The 21,732-nt window shown below is 40.2% G+C and carries 19 protein-coding genes, 2 riboswitches and 1 other annotated feature; of the genes, 14 read left to right on the top strand and 5 right to left on the bottom strand.

All coding sequences use genetic code 11. The features are described 5' to 3' along the window. Nucleotides 1–30: 30 nt before the first annotated feature. Together H514_RS0120120 and H514_RS0120115 are read right to left on the bottom strand one after the other, a co-directional pair. Nucleotides 31–879: a YqhG family protein gene (locus tag H514_RS0120120; RefSeq protein ID WP_027448585.1), complete on the bottom strand. Its 849-nt coding sequence runs from the start codon at nucleotides 877–879 to the stop codon at nucleotides 31–33. After that, nucleotides 857–2,521, bottom strand: a complete 1,665-nt coding sequence (locus tag H514_RS0120115; protein WP_036842757.1) for a DEAD/DEAH box helicase — start codon at nucleotides 2,519–2,521, stop codon at nucleotides 857–859. The genes H514_RS0120120 and H514_RS0120115 overlap by 23 nt, the downstream gene beginning before the upstream one ends. A 147-nt stretch (nucleotides 2,522–2,668) precedes the next feature. Next, nucleotides 2,669–2,757: riboswitch (glycine riboswitch) on the top strand. A 3-nt stretch (nucleotides 2,758–2,760) separates the two neighbouring features. Further along, nucleotides 2,761–2,866, top strand: a riboswitch (glycine riboswitch). 99 nt (nucleotides 2,867–2,965) lie between these two features. Here H514_RS0120115 and gcvT point away from each other — a divergent pair. From gcvT to H514_RS0120075, 6 genes are all read left to right on the top strand, one after another. Then, the gene (gcvT, locus tag H514_RS0120105; protein WP_027448582.1) at nucleotides 2,966–4,066 is read left to right on the top strand and encodes a glycine cleavage system aminomethyltransferase GcvT; all 1,101 of its coding nucleotides are present in this window, start codon (nucleotides 2,966–2,968) and stop codon (nucleotides 4,064–4,066) included. A gap of 29 nt (nucleotides 4,067–4,095) precedes the next feature. Continuing rightward, nucleotides 4,096–5,445 carry an aminomethyl-transferring glycine dehydrogenase subunit GcvPA gene (gene gcvPA, locus H514_RS0120100; RefSeq protein WP_027448581.1) on the top strand — a complete coding sequence of 450 codons (1,350 nt, stop codon included), beginning with the start codon at nucleotides 4,096–4,098 and terminating at the stop codon, nucleotides 5,443–5,445. After that, nucleotides 5,438–6,901, top strand: a complete 1,464-nt coding sequence (gene gcvPB / locus H514_RS0120095) for an aminomethyl-transferring glycine dehydrogenase subunit GcvPB (protein WP_027448580.1) — start codon at nucleotides 5,438–5,440, stop codon at nucleotides 6,899–6,901. The genes gcvPA and gcvPB overlap by 8 nt, the downstream gene beginning before the upstream one ends. Before the next feature lie 889 nt (nucleotides 6,902–7,790). Next, nucleotides 7,791–8,005 (top strand) — a binding site (T-box leader). A 58-nt stretch (nucleotides 8,006–8,063) separates the two neighbouring features. Next, the gene (gene serC / locus H514_RS0120085) at nucleotides 8,064–9,146 is read left to right on the top strand and encodes a 3-phosphoserine/phosphohydroxythreonine transaminase (RefSeq protein WP_027448579.1); all 1,083 of its coding nucleotides are present in this window, start codon (nucleotides 8,064–8,066) and stop codon (nucleotides 9,144–9,146) included. A gap of 12 nt (nucleotides 9,147–9,158) precedes the next feature. Beyond that, on the top strand, nucleotides 9,159–10,325 hold the full coding sequence (locus tag H514_RS0120080) for a phosphoglycerate dehydrogenase (protein WP_027448578.1): 1,167 nt from the start codon (nucleotides 9,159–9,161) through the stop codon (nucleotides 10,323–10,325). Between the two features lie 14 nt (nucleotides 10,326–10,339). After that, a complete protein-coding gene (locus tag H514_RS0120075; protein WP_027448577.1) occupies nucleotides 10,340–11,134 on the top strand; it encodes an HAD family hydrolase in 795 nt (264 codons plus the stop codon). 69 nt (nucleotides 11,135–11,203) lie between these two features. Here the strand turns inward: H514_RS0120075 and H514_RS0120070 are convergent, their stop codons facing one another. Continuing rightward, entirely contained in the window at nucleotides 11,204–11,578 is a 375-nt protein-coding gene (locus tag H514_RS0120070) for a rhodanese-like domain-containing protein (RefSeq protein ID WP_027448576.1), read from the bottom strand. A gap of 496 nt (nucleotides 11,579–12,074) precedes the next feature. On the opposite strand from H514_RS0120070, the gene H514_RS0120065 reads away from it, so the two are divergent. The 4 genes from H514_RS0120065 (at nucleotide 12,075) to H514_RS0120050 (ending at nucleotide 17,307) form a co-directional block, all read left to right on the top strand. Then, nucleotides 12,075–14,633, top strand: a complete 2,559-nt coding sequence (locus H514_RS0120065; protein WP_027448575.1) for a vitamin B12-dependent ribonucleotide reductase — start codon at nucleotides 12,075–12,077, stop codon at nucleotides 14,631–14,633. A gap of 106 nt (nucleotides 14,634–14,739) precedes the next feature. After that, nucleotides 14,740–15,774, top strand: coding sequence for a spore photoproduct lyase (splB, locus tag H514_RS0120060; RefSeq protein WP_027448574.1), 1,035 nt, complete (start codon nucleotides 14,740–14,742; stop codon nucleotides 15,772–15,774). 78 nt (nucleotides 15,775–15,852) lie between these two features. Next, on the top strand, nucleotides 15,853–16,284 hold the full coding sequence (mntR, locus tag H514_RS0120055) for a transcriptional regulator MntR (RefSeq protein ID WP_027448573.1): 432 nt from the start codon (nucleotides 15,853–15,855) through the stop codon (nucleotides 16,282–16,284). Between the two features lie 129 nt (nucleotides 16,285–16,413). Beyond that, a complete protein-coding gene (locus H514_RS0120050) occupies nucleotides 16,414–17,307 on the top strand; it encodes a patatin-like phospholipase family protein (RefSeq protein WP_027448572.1) in 894 nt (297 codons plus the stop codon). A gap of 12 nt (nucleotides 17,308–17,319) precedes the next feature. Here H514_RS0120050 and H514_RS0120045 read toward each other — a convergent pair whose 3' ends face one another. Together H514_RS0120045 and H514_RS0120040 are read right to left on the bottom strand one after the other, a co-directional pair. Then, the gene (locus tag H514_RS0120045) at nucleotides 17,320–17,712 is read right to left on the bottom strand and encodes an SA1362 family protein (protein WP_051255248.1); all 393 of its coding nucleotides are present in this window, start codon (nucleotides 17,710–17,712) and stop codon (nucleotides 17,320–17,322) included. A 32-nt stretch (nucleotides 17,713–17,744) separates the two neighbouring features. Beyond that, complete coding sequence (locus tag H514_RS0120040; protein ID WP_027448570.1) at nucleotides 17,745–18,704, bottom strand: DUF1385 domain-containing protein; 960 nt, start codon at nucleotides 18,702–18,704, stop codon at nucleotides 17,745–17,747. 137 nt (nucleotides 18,705–18,841) lie between these two features. Here H514_RS0120040 and H514_RS0120035 point away from each other — a divergent pair, with 137 nt between their 5' ends. The 4 genes from H514_RS0120035 to efp all read left to right on the top strand — a co-directional run bounded on the left by H514_RS0120035 (nucleotide 18,842) and on the right by efp (nucleotide 21,536). Further along, nucleotides 18,842–19,369: a YqhR family membrane protein gene (locus tag H514_RS0120035; RefSeq protein ID WP_027448569.1), complete on the top strand. Its 528-nt coding sequence runs from the start codon at nucleotides 18,842–18,844 to the stop codon at nucleotides 19,367–19,369. 70 nt (nucleotides 19,370–19,439) lie between these two features. Then, complete coding sequence (gene aroQ / locus H514_RS0120030) at nucleotides 19,440–19,910, top strand: type II 3-dehydroquinate dehydratase (RefSeq protein ID WP_027448568.1); 471 nt, start codon at nucleotides 19,440–19,442, stop codon at nucleotides 19,908–19,910. Further along, nucleotides 19,885–20,946: a M24 family metallopeptidase gene (locus H514_RS0120025; RefSeq protein WP_027448567.1), complete on the top strand. Its 1,062-nt coding sequence runs from the start codon at nucleotides 19,885–19,887 to the stop codon at nucleotides 20,944–20,946. The genes aroQ and H514_RS0120025 overlap by 26 nt, the downstream gene beginning before the upstream one ends. 26 nt (nucleotides 20,947–20,972) lie before the next feature. Then, nucleotides 20,973–21,536 (top strand): elongation factor P, encoded by a 564-nt coding sequence (efp, locus tag H514_RS0120020; protein ID WP_027448566.1) that lies wholly within the window; start codon nucleotides 20,973–20,975, stop codon nucleotides 21,534–21,536. The last annotated feature ends 196 nt before the right edge of the window (nucleotides 21,537–21,732 follow it).

Here is a 21,732-nt window from a genome sequence, read left to right as displayed (position 1 = left end):
ACGTCCAAAGTTCCCTTTGGACGTCAAAAATTATTCTCCTTTTATAAAACGCGTCGAAGACTCTTGCGAAAAATACAACACCCCAGCATTTATCAATTCCACAGAAATGCTAGGCTGAAATCGTTCCTCTAACTTATTTAGCTCATCCTGATAACGTTTTTCAGCATCTTCTTTTGCCTCTGCATCTTCTTCCTGCTCACTCTCATTACCTAAATCATGACGGAAAAAGTACGAGAGCAACTCTTTTTCACTCTCTAATTGTTGAAGGGCATCCACACTCCAGCTGTGGTCCTGACTCTTAATATAGGTGTTGATGTATTGCTCTACACGTTTTATGGCACTCGGCATACGAATCATAGGAGTTAGGGTAAAGCAATAATCATTTATGATGGGACCGATTTTATTTGGATCAATCTTTTCCATTATTCCTGGAATCATGCCCCCGTTCATTAAATTCAAACCAATAGAAAGTACTTCATCCTTACGTTGCGTACCTTTGTATTGTACAGAAGCATTGATCATTAGCCAAGGAACAAGTGACGTTTGGCCTTGTGAAGGTGTCACTTGTTCATACTGCCTTGTAATTCTGCCTTTTTCCCTTAACGTTTGAAACATCTTATGAAGGCGTGGTGAACCAAAATGGATCCATTCGCCTTTTTCTTCTTGTTTTTCAGGATTTGTAATGAACGTCACTTTCATAGGCATGCCCTGACCGCCGATCCGTTTAACATAATGCCAATAAAAAGGGCGGTTCATGAGCATCTCATCGACCTCATCTGTTAATTGAACCGTCATAACTCCGTCTTGGTCCTCAACAATATCACAGTCATTCGCTGTAAAATATCGGTGTAAAAAATTATGAAGCGCCGCTTGTTCCATGTTGTTCCTCCTGTTCTTGAGCGTATGAAATAACAGAGGATAGGTTGTCTAATTTGATTTTCATTTCGCCCTCTGAAGCGGATTGAGAGACTATATCCTGAATTTCATTTTCCAGATTATCGATCTCAAGTTTTTGCAGAATCGCATCAAGGTTTCCAACAACTCGTTGGAATAACTGAATTTTTTCATATAGTAAAGAAAGAACATGTTCTTCAATCGTATCTCGAATAGCAAAATTATATATATTGACGTCCTCTTTTTGACCGAAGCGGTGTACACGACCGATACGTTGTTCGAGTCGCATTGGATTCCATGGAAGGTCGTAGTTGATCATGTTGTTACAGAATTGAAGGTTGATTCCTTCGCCACCTGCTTCTGTAGCAATGAGTACTTGGGCATGGTTTTGGAAAAGCTGCTTCATCCAATCCTTCTTGCTTCGCTTAAAGCCACCTCGGAATGGAACAGAAGAAATTCCATGTTGTTGCAGATACCATTGTAAGTAGTATTGCGTAGCACGATATTCTGTGAAAATAATAAACTTTTCTTTGGAATCTCCAATTAAATCGACAACTTTTTGAGCTTTAGCATGATGTGGCATTTGCTCAATCATGGAAATCACTTCTTGAAGTTGCTCCGCACGAGAAGGGTGAATCTCTTCATTTTTTAGCATGTTTTGAAGGGATAAAAAGCATGCTTCTCGACTTGAGCATAGTTCTCGTAATAGCGTTATATTTGTAAAGGCCATACCACCACTTGTTACCTCTGATAAATATTTATAGGTATTTTGTTCCTCTTCGGAGAAGTCAATATGGACCGTCTCCACATTTCGCTTCGTCCATTCAATTCCGGTTTCACCACGACTATTACGGACCATCACTTTCTTAACGAGCTCTTTCAAATGCTCATCATTAGAAAGCTGGTTGCGATTTCGACCAAATCGTTTTGTGAAATCATCATAGTTACCAAGGTGACCAGGTTTTAAGATCGATACAAGGTTGAAAATATCAACAAGATGGTTTTGAACCGGTGTAGCCGTTAATAGCAAACAATATTTCTTTTTAAGAGAACGGACAAATTCATAGTTTTTTGTCTTATGGTTTTTTAGTTTATGAGCCTCATCAATAATAATGAAATCATAATCTGTATCCAAAATAATATCGCGATGTGGTGCACGCTTAGCTGTATCAATAGAAGAGACAACAACGTCTTGTTCCCATACATGTGTCTTACGTTGTGCAACAGCTGGAATATGAAATTTCGTATTCATTTCAACAACCCACTGGTTTACAAGAGAGGCAGGAGCAAGAATAAGAATCTTCTTCGCTAGACCACGAATCATATATTCCTTGAGTATAAGGCCTGCTTCAATGGTTTTTCCAAGTCCAACTTCATCTGCAAGAATAGCGCGACCGTTCATTTTTTCGACGACTTGCTCAGCGCATTTCATTTGATGCGGGAGAAAGTCGACATGCGGTAAATACTTTTGTGATTGTAGCCCTTGAAATTCAGGGTTCGCTACATGTTTGGAAGTCTCATAAGCCATTTGGAATAAGTCCCATGAGCAATAGGATGAATTCTCTGCAATGAGATCTTGTTCTAGCGATTCGTCAAAAGTCGTATTTAATTGAATTTGTTCGTTCACAACTATCACCTCTGCCGATATTAGAAAAGCAATAAATTTCAAAATGTTATCTGCACAGTCAAGAAACCATATGGTATAATGGCTGTGAAATCGAAATCATACTTATTATTACTAGTATGCACGATTTTTATAATTTCATAATCGCGGATGATTACAAGAGGAGAGACTACGGAAAACGTGGCGCCGAAGGAGCAAACATTAGTGAATCTCTCAGGCAAAAAGACTCTTGTAGGACGCACCTCTGGAGAGTGCCTAACCACATTAGGCCACCCAAGAAGCAAGCAGTCGTTTACTATAGTTGAATGCGCTTACATAACTGCGAAACTTTCTGGTGAATGGACAGGGAATAACACAAAAGGGTGTGGATTCTCTGTTTTTTTAATGCCCTTTTTTATACGATTGGCTAAGAAAGTGATGAATCATTAGTAAATAGGAGGTAGCGTAATGTCTGAATTGAAACGAACACCACTGTTTCCGGAATACGAAAGATCGGGTGCAAAAACCATTGATTTTGGTGGTTGGGATCTTCCTGTACAATTTTCTTCTATTAAAGAAGAACACGAAGCAACACGTACAAAAGCTGGTTTGTTTGACGTTTCCCATATGGGAGAGATTTTAGTTGAGGGACCAGAAAGTGAAGCATTTTTACAAAAGATGCTGACAAATGATGTATCCAAACTAACTGTTAACCGAGCTCAATACACAATTATGTGCTATGAGAACGGCGGTACAGTAGATGATTTATTAGTCTATAAGCTTGATGAACAAAAATATTTACTTGTAGTGAATGCTGCAAATACAAAAAAAGATTATGATTGGTTAAATCAACATCTTACAGAAGATGCAACAATGGAAAACCACTCTGACCATTATGTGCAATTAGCTTTGCAAGGTCCGAAAGCCGAAGAAATTTTGCAACGTTTAACAGTCGAAGACCTTTCAGAAATTAAGTTCTTCCGTTTTAAGCAAGACGTTGACTTTAAAGGAATTGAGCACAAAGCAATCGTTTCTCGTACTGGATATACAGGAGAGGATGGCTTTGAAATTTATATTGATCAGTCTTCTGGCGGTGCGCTTTGGAGAGCGATTTTAGAAGAAGGAAAAGACGACGGTGTACAGCCGATTGGTCTTGGAGCTCGTGACACATTACGCTTTGAAGCAAATCTACCATTATATGGGCAGGAACTCAGCCCAGACATTACACCTGTTGAAGCAGGTATGGGATTTGCCGTTAAAGCGAAAAAAGAAGCAGACTTTTTTGGTAAAGAAGTGTTGGCGAAACAAAAAGAAGAAGGCCCTGCCCGTAAGCTTGTTGGAATTGAAATGATTGATAAAGGGATTCCACGTACGGACTACCCAGTATATGTAGGGGGAGAGGAAGTTGGCTTTGTAACAACAGGTACACAGTCACCTACTCTTGATAAGCGAATTGGTCTTGCACTACTTCCTGTGAAATATACAGAAGAAGGGCAAGAAGTAGAAGTTCAAGTACGTAAGCGTCGTTTACGTGCGAAAGTTGTTCCAACACCATTTTATAAGCGTTAATCATGGAGAGGTAAAGGGGGAGCTATACAATGACCTATCGTTATTTACCAATGACTGAACAAGACAAAAATGCGATGCTTGATTCGATTGGGGTTCAGTCATCTGAGGAATTATTTCAAGACATACCTGAAAAGGTGCGTTTTCGTGGAGAATTAAATATTAAAAAAGCGCTAAGTGAACCTGAACTCGTACGAGAAATGTCTCGCTTGGCCAACCGAAATGTTAACACAAAAGATTACACATCCTTTTTAGGAGCAGGTGTATATGATCACTACATTCCATCTATTGTAGATCATGTCATTTCACGTTCTGAATTTTACACAGCTTACACACCTTATCAACCTGAGATTTCCCAAGGGGAACTACAAGCGATCTTTGAATTCCAAACAATGATCTCTGAATTAACAGGCATGGATATTGCGAACTCTTCCATGTACGACGGCGGTACAGCCTTAGCTGAAGCTGTGAATTTAAGTGCAGGCCAGACGAAAAAGAAAAAAATTATCGTTTCGAAAACTGTACACCCTCAGTCCCGCGAAGTCATCCATTCCTATGCTAAAGGACCAAACCTTGAAGTTGTAGAGATCGATGAAAAGGATGGCGTAACGGACCTTGAAGCTGTTAAGCGTGAAATTGATGAGGATACAGCGAGTGTGGTTATTCAATATCCAAACTTCTATGGACAAATTGAACCCCTTGCTGAAGTGCAAGACATCATTTCTCAGCAAAAGAAAACGATGTTCATCGTATCTAGTAACCCACTTTCATTAGGCTATTTAACGCCTCCAGGTGAATTTGGTGCAGATATTGTAGTGGGAGATGCGCAAGTATTCGGTATTCCAGCACAATTTGGTGGACCTCATTGTGGGTATTTCGCTACAACGAAAAAGCTAATGCGTAAAGTTCCAGGTCGCCTTGTCGGTCAAACAAAAGACGAAGAAGGCCGTCGTGGTTTCGTATTAACGCTTCAAGCTCGTGAGCAACATATCCGCCGTGATAAAGCAACCTCGAATATCTGTTCAAATCAGGCACTTAATGCTTTAGCATCATCTGTAGCTCTAAGTGCTCTAGGGAAACAAGGGCTAAAAGAAATGGCTTATCAAAACATGCAGAAAGCACGTTATGCATATGCGAAGTTACAAGAAGCAAACATACCTGTGAAATATCATGGACCATTCTTTAATGAGCTTGTTGTTCAGTTCTCTGACTCGGTTACTTCTATTAATGAGAAGTTAGAAGAGAAAGGATTTATCGGTGGTTTTGACCTTGAAACGGTTGATGAAAACATGAAAGGTGCCATGCTGATCGCTGTAACAGAGCTACGTACTAAGGACGAAATTGATCGCTTCGTTCAAGAATTGGGGGATGTATATGCATAATCAAGACTTTCCGGTTATTTTCGAATATAGCCAAGAGGGGCGTGTCGGTTATAGCTTACCAGAGTTAGATGTTCCTGAAGTTGATATTGAACTGGATGATGCTTATGTGCGCAAAAATGACGCAGATTTACCTGAAGTAAGTGAACTTCAGATAATGCGTCACTACACAGCGCTTTCGAAACGAAACCATGGTGTAGATTCTGGTTTCTATCCACTAGGTTCTTGCACGATGAAATATAATCCAAAGATCAACGAAGATATAGCTCGTATGTCTGGCTTTAGTCATGTGCATCCATTACAACGCACAGAATCTTCTCAAGGCGCTTTAGAACTCATGTATGATCTTCAAACACACTTAGAAGAGATTACAGGTATGCACCAAGTGACATTGCAACCAGCTGCAGGGGCACATGGGGAATGGACCGGATTAATGATGATCCGAGCTTTCCATGAAAAGAATGGCGATTATAATCGTACAAAAGTTATTGTGCCTGACTCTGCTCACGGAACAAACCCAGCATCTGCTACAGTAGCTGGCTTTGAAGCTGTAACAGTTAAATCAAATGAAAATGGTCTTGTTGATTTGGAAGACTTAAAGCGTGTTGTGGATGATCAAACCGCAGCTCTTATGCTTACAAACCCAAACACACTAGGGCTTTTTGAAGAACATATCCTTGAAATGGCAAGCATTGTTCACGAAGCAGGCGGGCGCCTTTATTACGATGGGGCTAACCTAAATGCAATTATGGGGTACGCTCGTCCAGGCGATATGGGCTTTGATGTTGTTCACTTGAACCTGCATAAAACATTTACAGGTCCTCACGGGGGCGGTGGTCCAGGATCTGGTCCAGTAGGTGTTTCTGAAGAGCTGGCTCCATATCTACCAAAACCGATCCTTACGAAAAAAGATGACCAATTCGTTTTTGATGGAGACCGTCCAGATTCCATTGGTCGCGTGAAGCCTTACTACGGTAACTTCGGTATTAATGTTCGTGCTTATACGTATATTCGAACAATGGGACCTGAAGGCTTACGTCAGGTAAGTGAATTTGCTGTAGTGAACGCAAATTATATGATGAGAGAACTTCAGAAAGAATTCGATCTTCCATTCACTCAGCATTGTAAACACGAATTTGTTCTTTCTGGTAAACGTCAGAAGAAATTAGGCGTTCGTACACTAGACATGGCAAAACGCCTGCTTGATTTCGGGTATCATCCACCTACAATCTACTTCCCGCTAAACGTAGAGGAAGCGATGATGGTGGAACCGACTGAAACCGAATCAAAAGAAACCTTGGATGCCTTTATCGAAGCAATGAGACAAATCTCTGCAGAAGCAGAAGAAAATCCAGAAATCGTACAAGAAGCTCCTCATACCACGGTAGTGAGCCGTATGGATGAAACAACAGCCGCTCGTAAACCAGTTTTACGATACGAGAAGCAGCTAGAAGAATAACTTACACTTAAAAGCCTAGGGGATTCCCTGGGCTTTTATTTTTTTAGTAAGATTATGATAGGCTTATTCCGTTGTGGCGGTCCGTTACCTTTATGCAGTTCGGCGGGGGGGCTCTTGGGAGGGGAAAGTATTCCCGCGGCGACGGAATCCCACGCCCGGGAGGAGAATCCCACACCCCAGGATGAGAATCCCACGCAGGAAGGAGAATCTCACGCGCAGGAAGGAGAATCCCACGCCCCAGGATGAGAATCCCACGCGCAGGAAGGAGAATCCCACGCCCCAGGATGAGAATCCCACACCCCAGGATGAGAATCCCACACCCCAGGATGAGAATCCCACGCGCAGGAAGGAGAGTCCCACGCGCAGGAAGGAGAATCTCACGCGCAGGAAGGAGAATCTCACGCGCAGGAAGGAGAATCCCACGCCCGGGAGGAGAATCCCACACCCCAGGAGGAGAATCCCACGCGCAGGAAGGAGAATCCCACGCCCTGGGAGGAGAATCCCACACCCCAGGAGGAGAATCCCACACCCCAGGATGAGAATCCCACGCGCAGGAAGGAGAATCTCACCCCCGGGCGGAGAATCCCTCGGCTAGACGCCGAATTCCCTCGCCCCTGCACTACCTCCTCAGCACTTTATCTCGAATCCAAGTCTTGCACATAAGGGGGCTATAACGGAATAACTCTCAAAAAAGCCGAAATCACCTCTGCTAAAGCATCTTCCAGAATCTAACTTTCTCTACTACATAAAAAATTTAAAAAATTAAAGCATTAAATTGAAAAAGCCCCTTGACGATGTCGTTTAAATCGTGTAAATTTTGATAAAAGTTTTTATTTTACGTATGCTAATATGAAACAATCATTAATATATAAACAACAAAATTTTAATAGTAAATACGAAGAAGAAGATACGTTCATTATGAGAGGAAATGACAGAGAGCTAGTGGGTGGTGTGAACTAGTATTTCCACATAATGAAAAGCACTTTTGAGTAGACAGCTCGAAATAGAAGTAGGACTGTCCGTGAATGCACGTTACGCATAACTAATGAAGGCTATGGAAATAGCGAAAATTAGGGTGGTACCGCGAAAACTTTCGCCCCTTACGATTGGGGACGAAAGTTTTTTTGTTTTTCAATAATTTTCAAGAAGAGGGGTTGCGTATATGGAACAAATTTATAACTTTTCAGCTGGACCATCAGTATTACCTAAATCAGTACTCGAAAAGCTACAACAAGAATTACTATCTTATCAAGGACTAGGAATGTCGGTTATGGAAATGAGCCACCGTTCCTCTCATTTTGAAGAAATTATAAAGCAGGCTGAACAATTATTAAGGGAGCTCATGGATATACCTGAAAACTACAAAGTGCTCTTTATTCAGGGCGGTGCATCCTTACAGTTTTCCATGGTTCCAATGAATCTCATGAACAAACACAACCATGCTTATTATGTAAATACAGGCTCATGGGCTGAAAAGGCAATAAAAGAAGCGAAAAAACAAGGTGAAGTATCCATATTAGCTTCTTCTAAGGATCAAAACTTCACAACCATTCCTTCTATAATTAAGAGTGATATTGAACCGAATACAGATTATGTCCATATCACTACAAACAACACAATAAAAGGAACGCGTTTTACGGAGATTCCAGACACAGGTAATGTTCCACTAGTAGCTGATATGTCATCCAATATATTATCTGAAACTTTTGACATTTCGAAGTTTGATCTAATTTATGCAGGCGCACAAAAGAATATGGGACCAGCAGGTGTAACAGTTGTGATTGTAAGAGAGGACTTAGTTGGAACTCATCAAGAAGACCTTCCGGCTATGTTAGATTATGAAACCTATGCTAAAGCAGGATCGATTTATAACACTCCACCAACCTTTCAAATCTATGTGACAAAACTAGTTCTCGAATGGATAAAGGATTTAGGTGGAATAGAAGCCATTGAAAAAATGAACCATGATAAAGCTTCATTGCTATATCACTATATAGATCAATCACCATTGTTTTCGAATCACGTTGAAGAAGAAAGCCGTTCGTTAATGAACATCCCTTTTACAACGGATTCAGAAGAGTTAGATCAAGAATTTCTTAAATTAGCTGAATCAAAAGGTCTCATTTCATTAAAAGGGCACCGTTCAACAGGTGGCATGCGAGCAAGCTTATACAATGCTATGCCTTTAGAAGGTGTCCAAACACTTATAGATTTCATGAAAGAATTTGAAGCAAAACACCAATAAGGAGGAGTATATATGTATAACATTCAAGTCTATAATTCCATTGCAGACAAAGGATTAGCCGTATTAAATGATGATGCTTATCAAGTAGGGGATGTGAATGATGCAGATGCTATTCTCTTACGTAGTTACAAGTTAGAGGAAGAATCCATCCCTTCCTCAGTAAAAGCTGTTGCAAGATCTGGAGTTGGTGTGAATAATATTCCTGTAGATGACTTAACCGAAAGAGGCGTCGTAGTATTTAATACGCCTGGTGCAAATGCCAACGCTGTTAAAGAGTTAGTATTGATGAGCTTAATCGCGTCTTCAAGAAACCTGTTCTCTGCAGTGAATTGGACAAATGGTTTACAAGGGAATGGAAGTGAGGTTCCTAAGAAAGTAGAAGCAGGGAAAAAGGGCTTTGTCGGTACAGAAGTTCGAGGGAAACGTTTAGGAATTATCGGTGTTGGGGCTATTGGTGCATTAGTAGCAAATGATGCATCATCTCTAGGTATGGATGTCATCGCCTATGACCCATTTATTTCAGTGAACACGGCATGGCAGCTAAACGGTGATGTTCAACGTGCCAATGATTTAGAAGATATTTTCCAAACATGTGATTATATCACCATGCATGTTCCTTTAACAGATAAGACAAAACAAATGTTGAACGCAGATGCTTTCAGCAAAATGAAGCCAGGTATGAAAATATTAAACTTCTCTCGAGGGGAACTAGTTGAGGAGAACGAATTAAAGGAAGCGATCGAAAACAATATTGTAGACAGTTATGTTACGGACTTCCCTAATGAGGAATTACTTCAAATGGAAAATGTAACGGCTATCCCTCATTTAGGAGCATCGACTTATGAATCAGAAGAAAACTGTGCCGCTATGGCTGCTAGTCAAATTAAGCAATTTTTAGAAACAGGTAACATTCACAACTCAGTCAACTTTCCTGATGTACACATGCCGTTTAAAGGAAGAAAGAGGTTAGCTGTTGTCCACCAAAATATTCCGAACATGGTTGGACAAATTGCTTCTTTATTAGCAACTCAATCGATCAACATCGCAGATATGGTAAATCGCAGTAAAGACGAATGGGCGTACACGTTAATCGATTTAGATCAAGATGTTTTGAATAATGAAGATTTAATTGACCTAGTGAAGAATATTGAAGGTGTTCTTCATGTGAGAGTCATATAAGAAAGAGGGAGTCGATGATTCAAGCTGTTGTATTCGATCTTGATGATACGTTGCTTTGGGATAAAAAGAGCGTGAGAGAAGCTTTTAAAGCTACTTGTCGTATAGCTGAAGAAAAATATAATGTTGATCCTGAAAAGCTAGAAGAAGTAGTACGAGAAGAAGCGAAGAAACTATATGCCACTTACGAGACGTACGAATTCACGAAAAACATTGGAATTAATCCTTTCGAAGGCTTATGGGGAGATTTTTTGGATGATGAACATCATGAGCAATTTCAAAAGATGAAAGAAATTGTCCCTACCTATAGAAAAGAAGCCTGGATAAGAGGTTTAAAACGAATAGGGATTGAAGATAAGGCGTTTGGTGAAAAGCTGGCTGAACAGTTCCCGATCGAACGTAAAAAGAACCCATTTCTCTATGAAGAGTCATTACGAGTGTTAGAGGAACTGCAAGGTGAGTATAAGCTTATCCTTTTAACAAATGGTTCACCTAACCTGCAAAACAATAAGTTAGAGATGACACCAGAATTAGCCCCTTATTTTGATGACATTATCATCTCAGGTGCTTTTGGAAAAGGGAAGCCCGATCCCTCGATCTTTGAGCATGCACTAGATAGGATGGGGGTATCTAAAGATCGAGTCATTATGGTAGGAGACAATTTAAATACAGATATTCTAGGTGCAACACGAGTTGGAATGAAATCAGTGTGGATTAATCGGGAGAATAAAGAAAAGCTCGATGTGGAACCGGACTATGAAATAGAACATCTAAAAGAATTGTTTCCAATACTAGATTCTCTAAATAAATGAGTTAAATACGGTTGAACAAAAGAAGAACCCGCAGAGAGTAAATGAATCTCTGCGGGTTTTTTATTGAATTTAAGCGTTCGTTTTAATTTTGCCGCCCCATTTTTTAAATCCACCTTGGAGCTGGTTTATATCCTTATATCCTTTTTTGTGAAGGATATTCGCTGCGCGGGCAGCACGTGTTCCGTTTTGGCAATAAAGATAAACGGGTTTATCAGGACGCACTTCTTGAGTTCTTTGCTTCAATTGCGTCACTGGAATGTTACGAGCACCTAGGATGTGCCCACCTTTAAATTCGTTTGGTTCACGGACATCTATTAATTGAGCTTTACGATAACCTTGCTTGAATTCTTCCTCTGTAAGCGTTGTTAGATAGCGTCTTTGCATAACATATTTGAAGACAGCATAACCAATAATCGCTACTAGAGCAGCTAGTAAATACCACATATTTTCTCCCCCAATTCTCTCTCATGTTCCTAGTCTATTATAGGTGTGTTTTGATAAAGTTTCAAAGACTTTTTCGTTCTTAACTTTGGATGTGTTGAATTTCTTTCTCGTACTTTAGTCATGTTTTTTTACCATGAACATTATAACGTTTATTCGATAGGTTTATCAAACCCTGTTTTTAAGCGATTATTCTATCTGAATGAAAATATGTAAAGTATGGCAAATGACAAAAAAGTAGGTGAATCTAGTATAAAACTCTATTTGCTTTTATTTGCTTTGAATATCTTCATTTATTAGCCATTCTTATGATTGACAACTTGGTTAATAGTTGTTCAAAACACAATATATAGTAAGAATTTATTTTTTCGAGCACTATATATTGAAACTAGTTTTAAAGCTATGGTAAGTTATAGTTATCACGTTGACGGAATCAAAATCATAAAACTTCATCATAGATAAGTCAACAATAAGAAATTGATAGAGGAGAGATGAGCACATGCAAGCGGTAAAAGATGCGCTTAAAAACATGAATGTGGAGCGTTTGAATGAGGATATTCGTTTATTCTCCCAAGTCCACCCTATCACCCCAGATATGAACACAACCCACTCAGGTGTATCCCGATTAGTCATGCTTGATCGATACGCATTTAAAGATACGGAAAAAATCACATTAACTCCTGGCGATTTTGTCGTTCTAACAATCAAAGAGGATCCAAAGTTTCCAGCTCGTGGTTTGGGAATCATTAAGTCCATTGATTGGGAAAATGCAAAAGCTGAAGTACATGTTGATTCTGAATTTGTTCATGTATTGGATCAAGAGGATGAACGGGAAACAGGTATCATCTCAAGACCTCTAGACATTATAGATAAGCCTCTAGAAATTTATTATGAGCAAATCGCTCTTAGAAATGCTACAGGCCTTTCTTCCGTTGAAGAAACTGAAGAGAAAGAAAAAGAATGGAAAGAACACTTTTATCAAGAACTTTCTAATTTAAACTTCATTCCTGCTGGACGCGTATTATACGGAGCAGGGGCAAATACTGACGTAACCTATTTTAACTGTTACGTAATGCCATTCATACAAGATTCACGTGAAGGTATTTCAGACCACCGAAAGCAAGTGATGGAAATCATGAGCCGTGGTGGAGGCGTTGGTACAAACGGATCAACACTGCGACCTCGCAACGCACTAGCAAGAGGAGTAAACGGAAAATCCTCTGGCTCTGTTTCTTGGCTAGATGACATTGCAAAGCTGACACACCTAGTTGAGCAAGGTGGCTCGCGCCGTGGTGCGCAAATGATCATGCTAGCTGACTGGCATCCTGATATTATTGAATTTATTATTTCGAAAATGCAAAACCCAAGAATTCTACGTTTCTTAATCCAAACAACAGATGATGAAGCGATTAAGAAACAAGCAGAAGCGAAATTGAAGTTCACTCCTTTATCAGAGTCAGAACGTGATATGTATCAAGGCATTGTAAACTACAAGAACATTGAAGGCCAAGGCGGCTTCACAAATAAAGTCATCGCTGATGCAGAAGAGAAGCTTCATGAAGGTGGAACATACTCTGTACACAACTCAGAGTTTTTAACAGGAGCGAATATCTCTGTTTGCTTAACAAATGACTTCATGGAAGCAGTGGAAAACGACGGCGATTATGAGCTTCGTTTCCCAGATGTTGAACAATATAACGAAGAAGATATGAAAGCTTACAATGAAAATTGGCATAGTGTTGGTGACGTTCGCGAATGGGAAGAAATGGGCTACAAAATCCGTACGTACCGTCGCTTAAAAGCGAAGGAACTATGGAACCTGATTAACATTTGTGCAACATACTCCGCAGAGCCAGGTATCTTTTTCATTGATAATGCAAATGAAAAAACAAACGCAACTAGTTATGGACAAAAGGTTGTCGCAACCAACCCATGTGGAGAACAACCACTTGCACCTTACTCTGTCTGTAACTTAGCTGCTGTGAACCTTGCTTCAATGGCTGATCGCGAGTCTAAGACTGTAGACTTTGAAAAGCTAAAAAGCACCGTTCGTACAGGTGTGCGAATGCAGGATAACGTGATCGACGCTACACCTTATTTCTTAGAAGAAAATAAGAAGCAAGCACTTGGTGAACGCCGTGTGGGCCTAGGTGTAATGGGCTTACATGACCTGCTAATCTATACAGAAACAGCATATGGGTCAGAAGAAGGGAACCAAGTAGTCGATCAGATTTTCGAAACAATCGCGACAACAGCTTATCGTGCTTCCATTGACCTTGCCAAAGAAAAGGGAAGCTTCCCATTCTTAGTTGGAAAAACAGATGATGAAACACGTGAACTTCGAACACGCTTTATTAACACAGGTTATATGAAAGATATGCCTGAAGATATTCGTCAGGGCGTGTTAGAACATGGAATTCGCAACTCACACCTATTAACCGTAGCCCCAACCGGCTCTACAGGAACGATGGTAGGCGTTGCAACAGGTCTTGAACCATACTTCTCCTTCTCTTACTTCAGAAGTGGACGTTTAGGGAAGTTTATCGAAGTGAAGGCTGAAATCGTTCAAGAATTCTTAGACGAAAATCCAGACCAAGATCCTAACAATTTACCTGACTGGTTTGTAACAGCTATGGATCTAGCGCCGGAATCTCACGCAGATACTCAATGTGTGATTCAGCGTTGGGTAGACAGTTCAATTTCTAAGACTGTAAACGCTCCAAAAGGTTATAGTGTAGAACAAGTAGAAAATGTTTATCAGCGTCTATATCGCGGTGGTGCAAAAGGCGGAACAGTTTACGTTGATGGAAGCCGTGATGCACAAGTGTTAACACTGAAAGCTGAAGAAAATGGCGTGGAAGAACAACAAGAACTATTTGAAGATGAAAAGCCAAAAGTCGTATTAATGGATACTGTTCATGAACTTGATAAAACCGATGTTACAATCGGTTCAGAAGTAGGAAACACTTGCCCAGTATGTCGTGAAGGAAAAATTCAAGACGTAGGCGGCTGTAACACATGCACGAACTGTGGTGCTCAATTAAAATGTGGTTTATAAGAAGAAAAATGTCCAAGAGAGATCTTGGGCATTTTTTTATTCACAAAGATTACCAGTAAACGCTCCATTAACTTGGTCATACTAAGCGCAAAAGGAGTGTTTGTGAATGAAGGCATTTGAGCCGAACTTAGTATATATGGAACCTCGTGCCATGGAATATCCTTTGGCGCAGGAGTTATATGAACGTTTTCAAAAACAAGGGATCGAAATCCGAGAGACAACTTCACACAATCAAGTCCGTGGCATTCCTGGTAACACAGAAATGCGCCAGTATGCCAACGCGAAAAATACGTTAGTCATTGGCGTACGCAAAACACTTAAATTTGATACATCAAAACCTTCTGCGGAATATGCCATCCCTCTTGCGACGGGATGTATGGGGCACTGTCATTATTGCTATCTGCAAACGACACTAGGGAAAAAACCATATATCAGAACCTATGTGAATCTAGACGAAATTTTTGACCAAGCCACACAGTATATCAATGAACGAGCTCCTGAACCTACTCGTTTTGAAGCAGCATGTACATCAGACATTGTGGGGATTGATCACATAACGCATTCCTTGAAAAAGACAATTGAATTTATGGGGGCTCAAAAACATGGACGATTACGTTTTGTAACCAAGTACCACCATGTTGATCATCTACTTGATGCTCAACACAATGGCCATACCCGCTTTCGTTTTAGCATCAATGCCGATTATGTGATAAAGCATTTTGAGCCAGGAACATCCCCTCTAAAAAAACGTCTAGAAGCTGCACGAAAAGTAGCTGATGCAGGTTATCCACTAGGCTTTATCGTGGCTCCGATTTATATCTATGACGACAATTGGAAAGAAGGATACTATAACTTATTCGCTAACCTTTATGAAGAAATGAAAGGGTCCTCTGTAAATGAAGAAGACCTAACCTTTGAATTAATTCAGCATCGATTCACGAAACCGGCGAAAAAGGTGATCCTTCAACGTTATCCGAAGTCCAAGCTGGAAATGGATGAAGAAGAGCGTAAGTATCGAGGCGGTAAATATGGTATAGGGAAGTATGTCTATCCAAAGGAAACACAAGAGGATATGAAAGCAACTATGGAAGCTTATATAGGAGAATTTTTTCCGAATAGTAAGATCTCTTACTTTACGTAATCATCTTGTCAGCATTTCCAATCTAGTGTATCATACTTTACAGTTAGAAATTTTGGTCGGCAGAATTGGAGGATTGTCATGCCAACACCAAGTATGGAAGATTATATCGAACAAATATACATGCTAATTGAAGATAAAGGATATGCTCGGGTGTCGGACATCGCAGAGAACCTTCAGGTACATCCTTCATCTGTAACGAAAATGGTACAAAAATTGGATCGCGATCAATATTTAAATTACGAGAAGTATCGAGGCTTAATCTTAACGGCTAAAGGTAAGAAAATCGGTAAACGTTTAGTTTATCGACATGAGCTGCTCGAACAATTCTTAAACATAATTGGCGTAGACAAAGAAAACATATACGACGATGTTGAAGGCATTGAGCACCACTTAAGCTGGAACTCCATCGATCGCATTGGTGACCTCGTTCAATTTTTCGAACAAAACGAAAATTGCGTAGAGGGTTTACGTAAAGTCCAACAAGCAAACGAAGAACAAACGAAAGAATAACACTTGGCTCAAGAGCCAAGTGTTTTTTATATTCTCTAAACAAATCAAAATCGCTTGTCCCTGTTCTACCGACTCAATCCTCACACTATAGATAAAAGTAAATGCCACTTATAAATGGGGGAGCTGCTTGTGAAAATTGATGGGGTTTTTTCGGGTGGTGGAGTGAAGGCAATTGCTTTTATTGGTGCGCTTGAAGTGGTTGAAAAGAAAGGGTATCAGTTTGAACGAGTAGCTGGGACCTCTGCAGGTGCGATTATGGCTTCATTTATCGCGGCTGGATACAACAGCGATGAAATCCAAGAACTGTTTGAAGAGCTCCAACTAAATAAATTACTTGATCCACCGAAACTAGTCGATTGGCTACCTTTTACAAAATGGTTATCTCTCTATTTCCGTATGGGAATTTATAAGGGAAAAAAGCTAGAGGATTGGATTGAACAAAAACTGAGTCAAAAAGGGATTCGTACATTTAGCGACCTTCCTAAAGATCGTTTGAAAGTGATCGTATCAGATCTGACATTAGGAAGGTTAGTTGTCCTTCCTGATGATTTGAAGCGGTTGTATGGACTTAAACCAAGGGACTTTTCAGTAGCCCGAGCCGTAAGAATGAGTGCAGGGCTTCCATACTTTTTTATCCCAGAGAAAATTCAAGGAGAGAAAGAACGTCAAAAGAGTATTATAGTCGATGGTGGATTGTTAAGTAACTTTCCTGTTTGGGTGTTCACCTCAGATTTGGAGAGAAGGAAGCGTCCGATTCTTGGTATGAAGTTAAGCAATTCTGCAGACAACATTCCACCTCGTGTCATCAAAAATGCAATAGACATGTTTCAGGCTTTATTTATAACGATGAAACAAGCACATGATGCCCGTTATGTCTCTAAATCGGATGCCGTGGATATTATTTTTATTCCAGTTGAAAAAGTGGGGACAACAGATTTTGATATGAGTGAAGAGGATCGAGAAGGATTAATAAAACTTGGGCGAGGCCATGCAGAAGAGTTTTTAAAAAAATGGAGAGGATAAAAAAATCGAGCCTTATAGAGAGGCTCGATTTTTCTTTTTACTCTTGTTTCCCTCAATAACACGAAGTTGAGGGGTGTCTTTTTTCATCTGTTTTTGCTTGGTTGTAACCTTTGATTTAATGGTAGAAGGTTTCATTTTACTGGAAAACTTAGAAGACTGTGTTTGGCCATATTTCTTTTTAGACTGACGAACTGCTTGTCGATAGCGTTTCATTTCATCTGAGTTTCCACCGTTTCGTCTAGAAAGAAAGAAGTAAACAGCACCTACAATAAGTACAGCAACGAGAGCTCCAATAAGTAGTTCTGTAAACAAGCTTGACGTATCTGTGAAAAGCTTGTAGCCAAACCCAATAATACCCAATCCGACAATGGCATAAATAAGAGGCTTTGCCACTCTGTTAAACAACAGCATTTCCTCCCTTCTGAGTTTCCATCCCTTTAAGAGATTACCTTACTACCTTGTATACCACTTTTTCCTTCATTTTTATCATTTTCAAGAACTTTTTTGAAAGAATGAATGGCAACATCGACTTGATCGTCTTGAGGTTCCTTTGTTGTAAGCAATTGTAACCATAGACCAGGGTAACCTAAAACCTTAAGGAATGGTACGTTTCTCACTTTGTTTGTTAATTGTAAAACTTCAAAAGAAATCCCAATTACAAAAGGAAGTAGCAAGATGCGGTTCACCATTCTCCACCAAAGTGGGTCAATTGCTACAAATGGTAGTAAATAAATGAATAAACCGACAAATACAGTAAATAGAATGAAACTTGAACCACAGCGATAATGAAGACGAGAGTGCTTTTGAACATCTTCAACGGTTAAATCAGCACCGTTTTCATAAGCGTTGATCACTTTATGCTCTGCTCCGTGATATTGGAATACCCGTTTAATAAGTGGGGTCAGCGATATAATATATATATATGCTAAAAGCAGCACAAATTTGATGAGACCTTCAAGTAAGACTTGGCCCGTTTTTCCGGGTACGATAGGTTCAAAAAAAGAGGCTACTAAAGCTGGGGTTAACGTGAAAATGAGTTTACCAAATAAAAATGATAAAACTCCGACAGCCCCAATTCCAATTACCATTGCAAGTTTAGATGTTTCTTCTTCACTTTGAATCTGATCATCATCTGCTGGGTCAACATCATAGCGTTCACTTGAGAAGTTTAGGTGTTTTGTTCCATTTGCACTTGCTTCTACAAGGGCTACTAACCCACGAAGAAAAGGGATCTTCTTTAAACGATTTGCTATTTTAGATTGTTTCCGTTCTACTTCAAAATATTCAATGGAGTCATCTTTACGTCTTACAGCGGTAACATAACTTTTTTGCCCCGCAAACATAACTCCTTCAACGACAGCCTGACCACCGTAGGCAGGTTGTTTGTTTTCACTCATATTTTCCACCATCCTCGGATGTTCAATCTTAGATTTTCCTCTATTTTACTAGAAATATCGTTCTTCCTCTAGTCCTTAAAGAGAAAAAGCATGGAATATCCCATTTTTGGCTATCCTAACAAACGGAGGTGACGGAAATGGAACAAGAACAAAAAGATGAAAAACAAAATACAGAATTAGAACAAAATCAACGGGAGCAACCTGTACCCGTTTTTTCAAAAGCCTTGGTGATTGGCTTTGTCGGAGGAATTCTATGGAGCTTTGTTGGATCCATTGCATATGTGCTAAATTTTAGTTCAGTATCGGCAGCGACATTTGTGTTACGGTCTTGGATACAAGAAGAATGGACAAGTGGTTGGATGGGAGAATTTATTGGTATTTTAGCTGTTGGGATCCTTTCTTTAGGGACGGCTATTATATACTTTTCACTACTAAAGAAAGCTAAGGGATTAGCGCCTGCTATTTTATTTGGTGTAGCGTTATGGTTTTTGATTTTTTACTTATTTAATCCAGTATTTTCAGCTGTACCTGAATTCGACCAATTTGAGAGTAATACGATCGTGACAACATTGTGTCTTTTTATATTATATGGAACATTTGTGGGGTATTCCATCTCGTATGAGTACTTGGAAAACAATCAATCCAGCCAAAACGCTCCCAACTAATCTCGATATTGTGTTATCCTAAAAAAGTGTCGGAAAATTCCCGCCTATTTACAATAGAGGGAGATGAATTATGAAGAGACTATTACTAGTAAATGGACCCAATTTGAACCTGTTAGGAACCCGAGAACCAGGAGTTTACGGTCAAAAAACGTTGGCTGATATTGAACATGAAGTGGAGACAACACTTAAAGAGAATGGTTGGGAGTTTGATGCATTTCAATCAAATCATGAAGGTGATCTGATAGATGCGATTCACGAATCCCGACACGAGAGCACAGGCATTATTTTTAATCCAGGAGCTTATACACATACCAGCATAGCATTACGTGATGCGATTGCGAGTATTGATGTTCCTGTGATTGAAGTACATATTTCCAATGTTCATAAACGAGAGTCATTTCGCCATACGTCCCTGATCTCCCCTGTAACATGGGGGCAAATCGTGGGCATGGGAACCATTGGGTACACATTGGCAGCACAAGCCTTTATCGATCATTTTAGGGAGGAGAATGAGGATGGAGAAATTAACGAAACTACGTAAGAGCTTAAAGGATCAAGACCTTGATGCTTTATTAATTACAAATGGGAAGAATCGTCGTTACATGACGGAGTTTACAGGAACAGCAGGGGTTGTTCTTATTACACAAGAGGACGCGCTATTTATTACGGATTTCCGTTATATGGAACAAGCGAATGAGGAAGCTAAAGGCTTTGACATCGTGCAGCACACAACGCCGATTCATGAGGAAGTAGCAAGCCAGGCGAAGCGTCTAGGTGTGAAGCGCCTCGGTTTTGAAAAACAAGATGTTACATTTGGTTTATATGAAACCTATAACCAAGTTGTTGAGGCAGAGCTTGTCCCTACGTCAGGAATCGTAGAAAAATTACGCTTGATTAAAAATGATGATGAGATTAAGATATTAAAGGAAGCAACTGAGATTGCGGATGCGGCATTTGACCATATCCTTTCTTACATAAAACCAGGTGTAAAAGAAATCGATGTGTCTAATGAGTTAGAATTCTTCATGAGAAAGCAAGGAGCAACGTCTTCATCTTTTGATATTATTGTAGCTTCAGGCTATCGTGCTGCGCTTCCACATGGCGTTGCATCTGAAAAAACAATCCAATCTGGTGAACTCGTAACACTGGATTTTGGTGCTCTTTATAAAGGGTATTGCTCAGACATTACACGTACAGTTGCTGTTGGAGAGATTAGTGATGAACTTCGTGAAATCTACGACACGGTTTTAGCAGCTCAAGAACGTGGAATGGAAGGATTGAAAGCTGGTATTACAGCAAAAGAAGCGGATGATTTAACCCGTGATTATATTAAGGAAAAAGGATATGGCGAATACTTTGGCCATTCTACTGGTCACGGAATTGGACTTGATGTCCACGAAGGACCTGCGTTATCTTTCCGTTCTCAACAAACATTAGAGCCGGGGATGGTTGTTACGGTAGAGCCAGGTATTTATGTACCAAATGTAGGTGGCTGCCGTATTGAAGATGATACCGTTGTAACGGAAAACGGGAATGAGCGCTTAAGTCATTCAACGAAAGAGCTAATTACTCTATAAAAGCGCGTTAAGAAGGAGGAAATAAAATGGTTTCAGTAAACGATTTTAAAACAGGGTTAACAATTGAAGTAGATAACGGAATTTGGCAAGTTATGGACTTCCAACACGTAAAACCAGGTAAAGGCGCTGCGTTTGTACGTTCTAAGCTTCGTAACCTACGTACAGGTGCGATCCAGGAAAAAACGTTCCGTGCTGGTGAGAAAGTAAACAAAGCTCATATCGAAAACCGCAAAATGCAGTACCTTTATGCAGCGGATAATATCCATGCATTCATGGACCATGACACATATGAGCAGGTTGAACTCCAAACAGACCAAATCGAAAACGAATTGAATTACCTGAAAGAAAACATGGAAATTCAAATTCAGTTCTACGAAGGTGAAACAATCGGTGTTGAACTTCCAAACAACGTTGAGCTACAAGTAACTGAAACAGAACCAGGAATCAAAGGTGACACAGCAAGCGGTGGTACAAAACCAGCAACGCTTGAAACGGGCCTTATCGTACAAGTTCCATTCTTCATTAACGAGGGTGACGTACTTGTAATCAACACAGCTGACGGTAAGTATGTGTCTCGTTCTAACAACTAAATTTGATAACTAATGACTGCCTCAAGCTTATGCTTGGGGCAGTTTTTTTGTTCGGACTAGAGCGAAAGCATCGCGGACCCGAGCGAAAGCATCGGCGACCCGAGCGAAAACATCGCGGACCCGAGCGAAAGCAGCACCGACCCGAGCGAAAGCATCGGCGACCCGAGCGAAAGCATCGCGGACCCGAGCGAAAGCA

Origin of the sequence: Pontibacillus marinus BH030004 = DSM 16465 (assembly GCF_000425225.1) — a bacterium.
In the GTDB taxonomy this organism is placed as follows: Bacteria; Bacillota; Bacilli; order Bacillales; family BH030062; genus Pontibacillus; species Pontibacillus marinus.
The sequence above is the reverse complement of the archived record's forward strand: the minus strand, read 5'-3'. Positions and strand labels throughout refer to the sequence as shown.

Coding starts and splice junctions, on each gene's coding strand:
- H514_RS0120035 (WP_027448569.1), top strand. CDS start 18,842: ATGGAACAAGAACAAAAAGATGAAAAACAAAATACAGAATTAGAACAA.
- gcvT (WP_027448582.1), top strand. CDS start 2,966: ATGTCTGAATTGAAACGAACACCACTGTTTCCGGAATACGAAAGATCG.
- gcvPB (WP_027448580.1), top strand. CDS start 5,438: ATGCATAATCAAGACTTTCCGGTTATTTTCGAATATAGCCAAGAGGGG.
- H514_RS0120075 (WP_027448577.1), top strand. CDS start 10,340: ATGATTCAAGCTGTTGTATTCGATCTTGATGATACGTTGCTTTGGGAT.
- mntR (WP_027448573.1), top strand. CDS start 15,853: ATGCCAACACCAAGTATGGAAGATTATATCGAACAAATATACATGCTA.
- H514_RS0120080 (WP_027448578.1), top strand. CDS start 9,159: ATGTATAACATTCAAGTCTATAATTCCATTGCAGACAAAGGATTAGCC.
- splB (WP_027448574.1), top strand. CDS start 14,740: ATGAAGGCATTTGAGCCGAACTTAGTATATATGGAACCTCGTGCCATG.
- H514_RS0120070 (WP_027448576.1), bottom strand. CDS start 11,578: ATGTGGTATTTACTAGCTGCTCTAGTAGCGATTATTGGTTATGCTGTC.
- gcvPA (WP_027448581.1), top strand. CDS start 4,096: ATGACCTATCGTTATTTACCAATGACTGAACAAGACAAAAATGCGATG.
- efp (WP_027448566.1), top strand. CDS start 20,973: ATGGTTTCAGTAAACGATTTTAAAACAGGGTTAACAATTGAAGTAGAT.
- H514_RS0120065 (WP_027448575.1), top strand. CDS start 12,075: ATGCAAGCGGTAAAAGATGCGCTTAAAAACATGAATGTGGAGCGTTTG.
- H514_RS0120120 (WP_027448585.1), bottom strand. CDS start 879: ATGGAACAAGCGGCGCTTCATAATTTTTTACACCGATATTTTACAGCG.
- H514_RS0120040 (WP_027448570.1), bottom strand. CDS start 18,704: ATGAGTGAAAACAAACAACCTGCCTACGGTGGTCAGGCTGTCGTTGAA.
- aroQ (WP_027448568.1), top strand. CDS start 19,440: ATGAAGAGACTATTACTAGTAAATGGACCCAATTTGAACCTGTTAGGA.
- serC (WP_027448579.1), top strand. CDS start 8,064: ATGGAACAAATTTATAACTTTTCAGCTGGACCATCAGTATTACCTAAA.
- H514_RS0120025 (WP_027448567.1), top strand. CDS start 19,885: ATGGAGAAATTAACGAAACTACGTAAGAGCTTAAAGGATCAAGACCTT.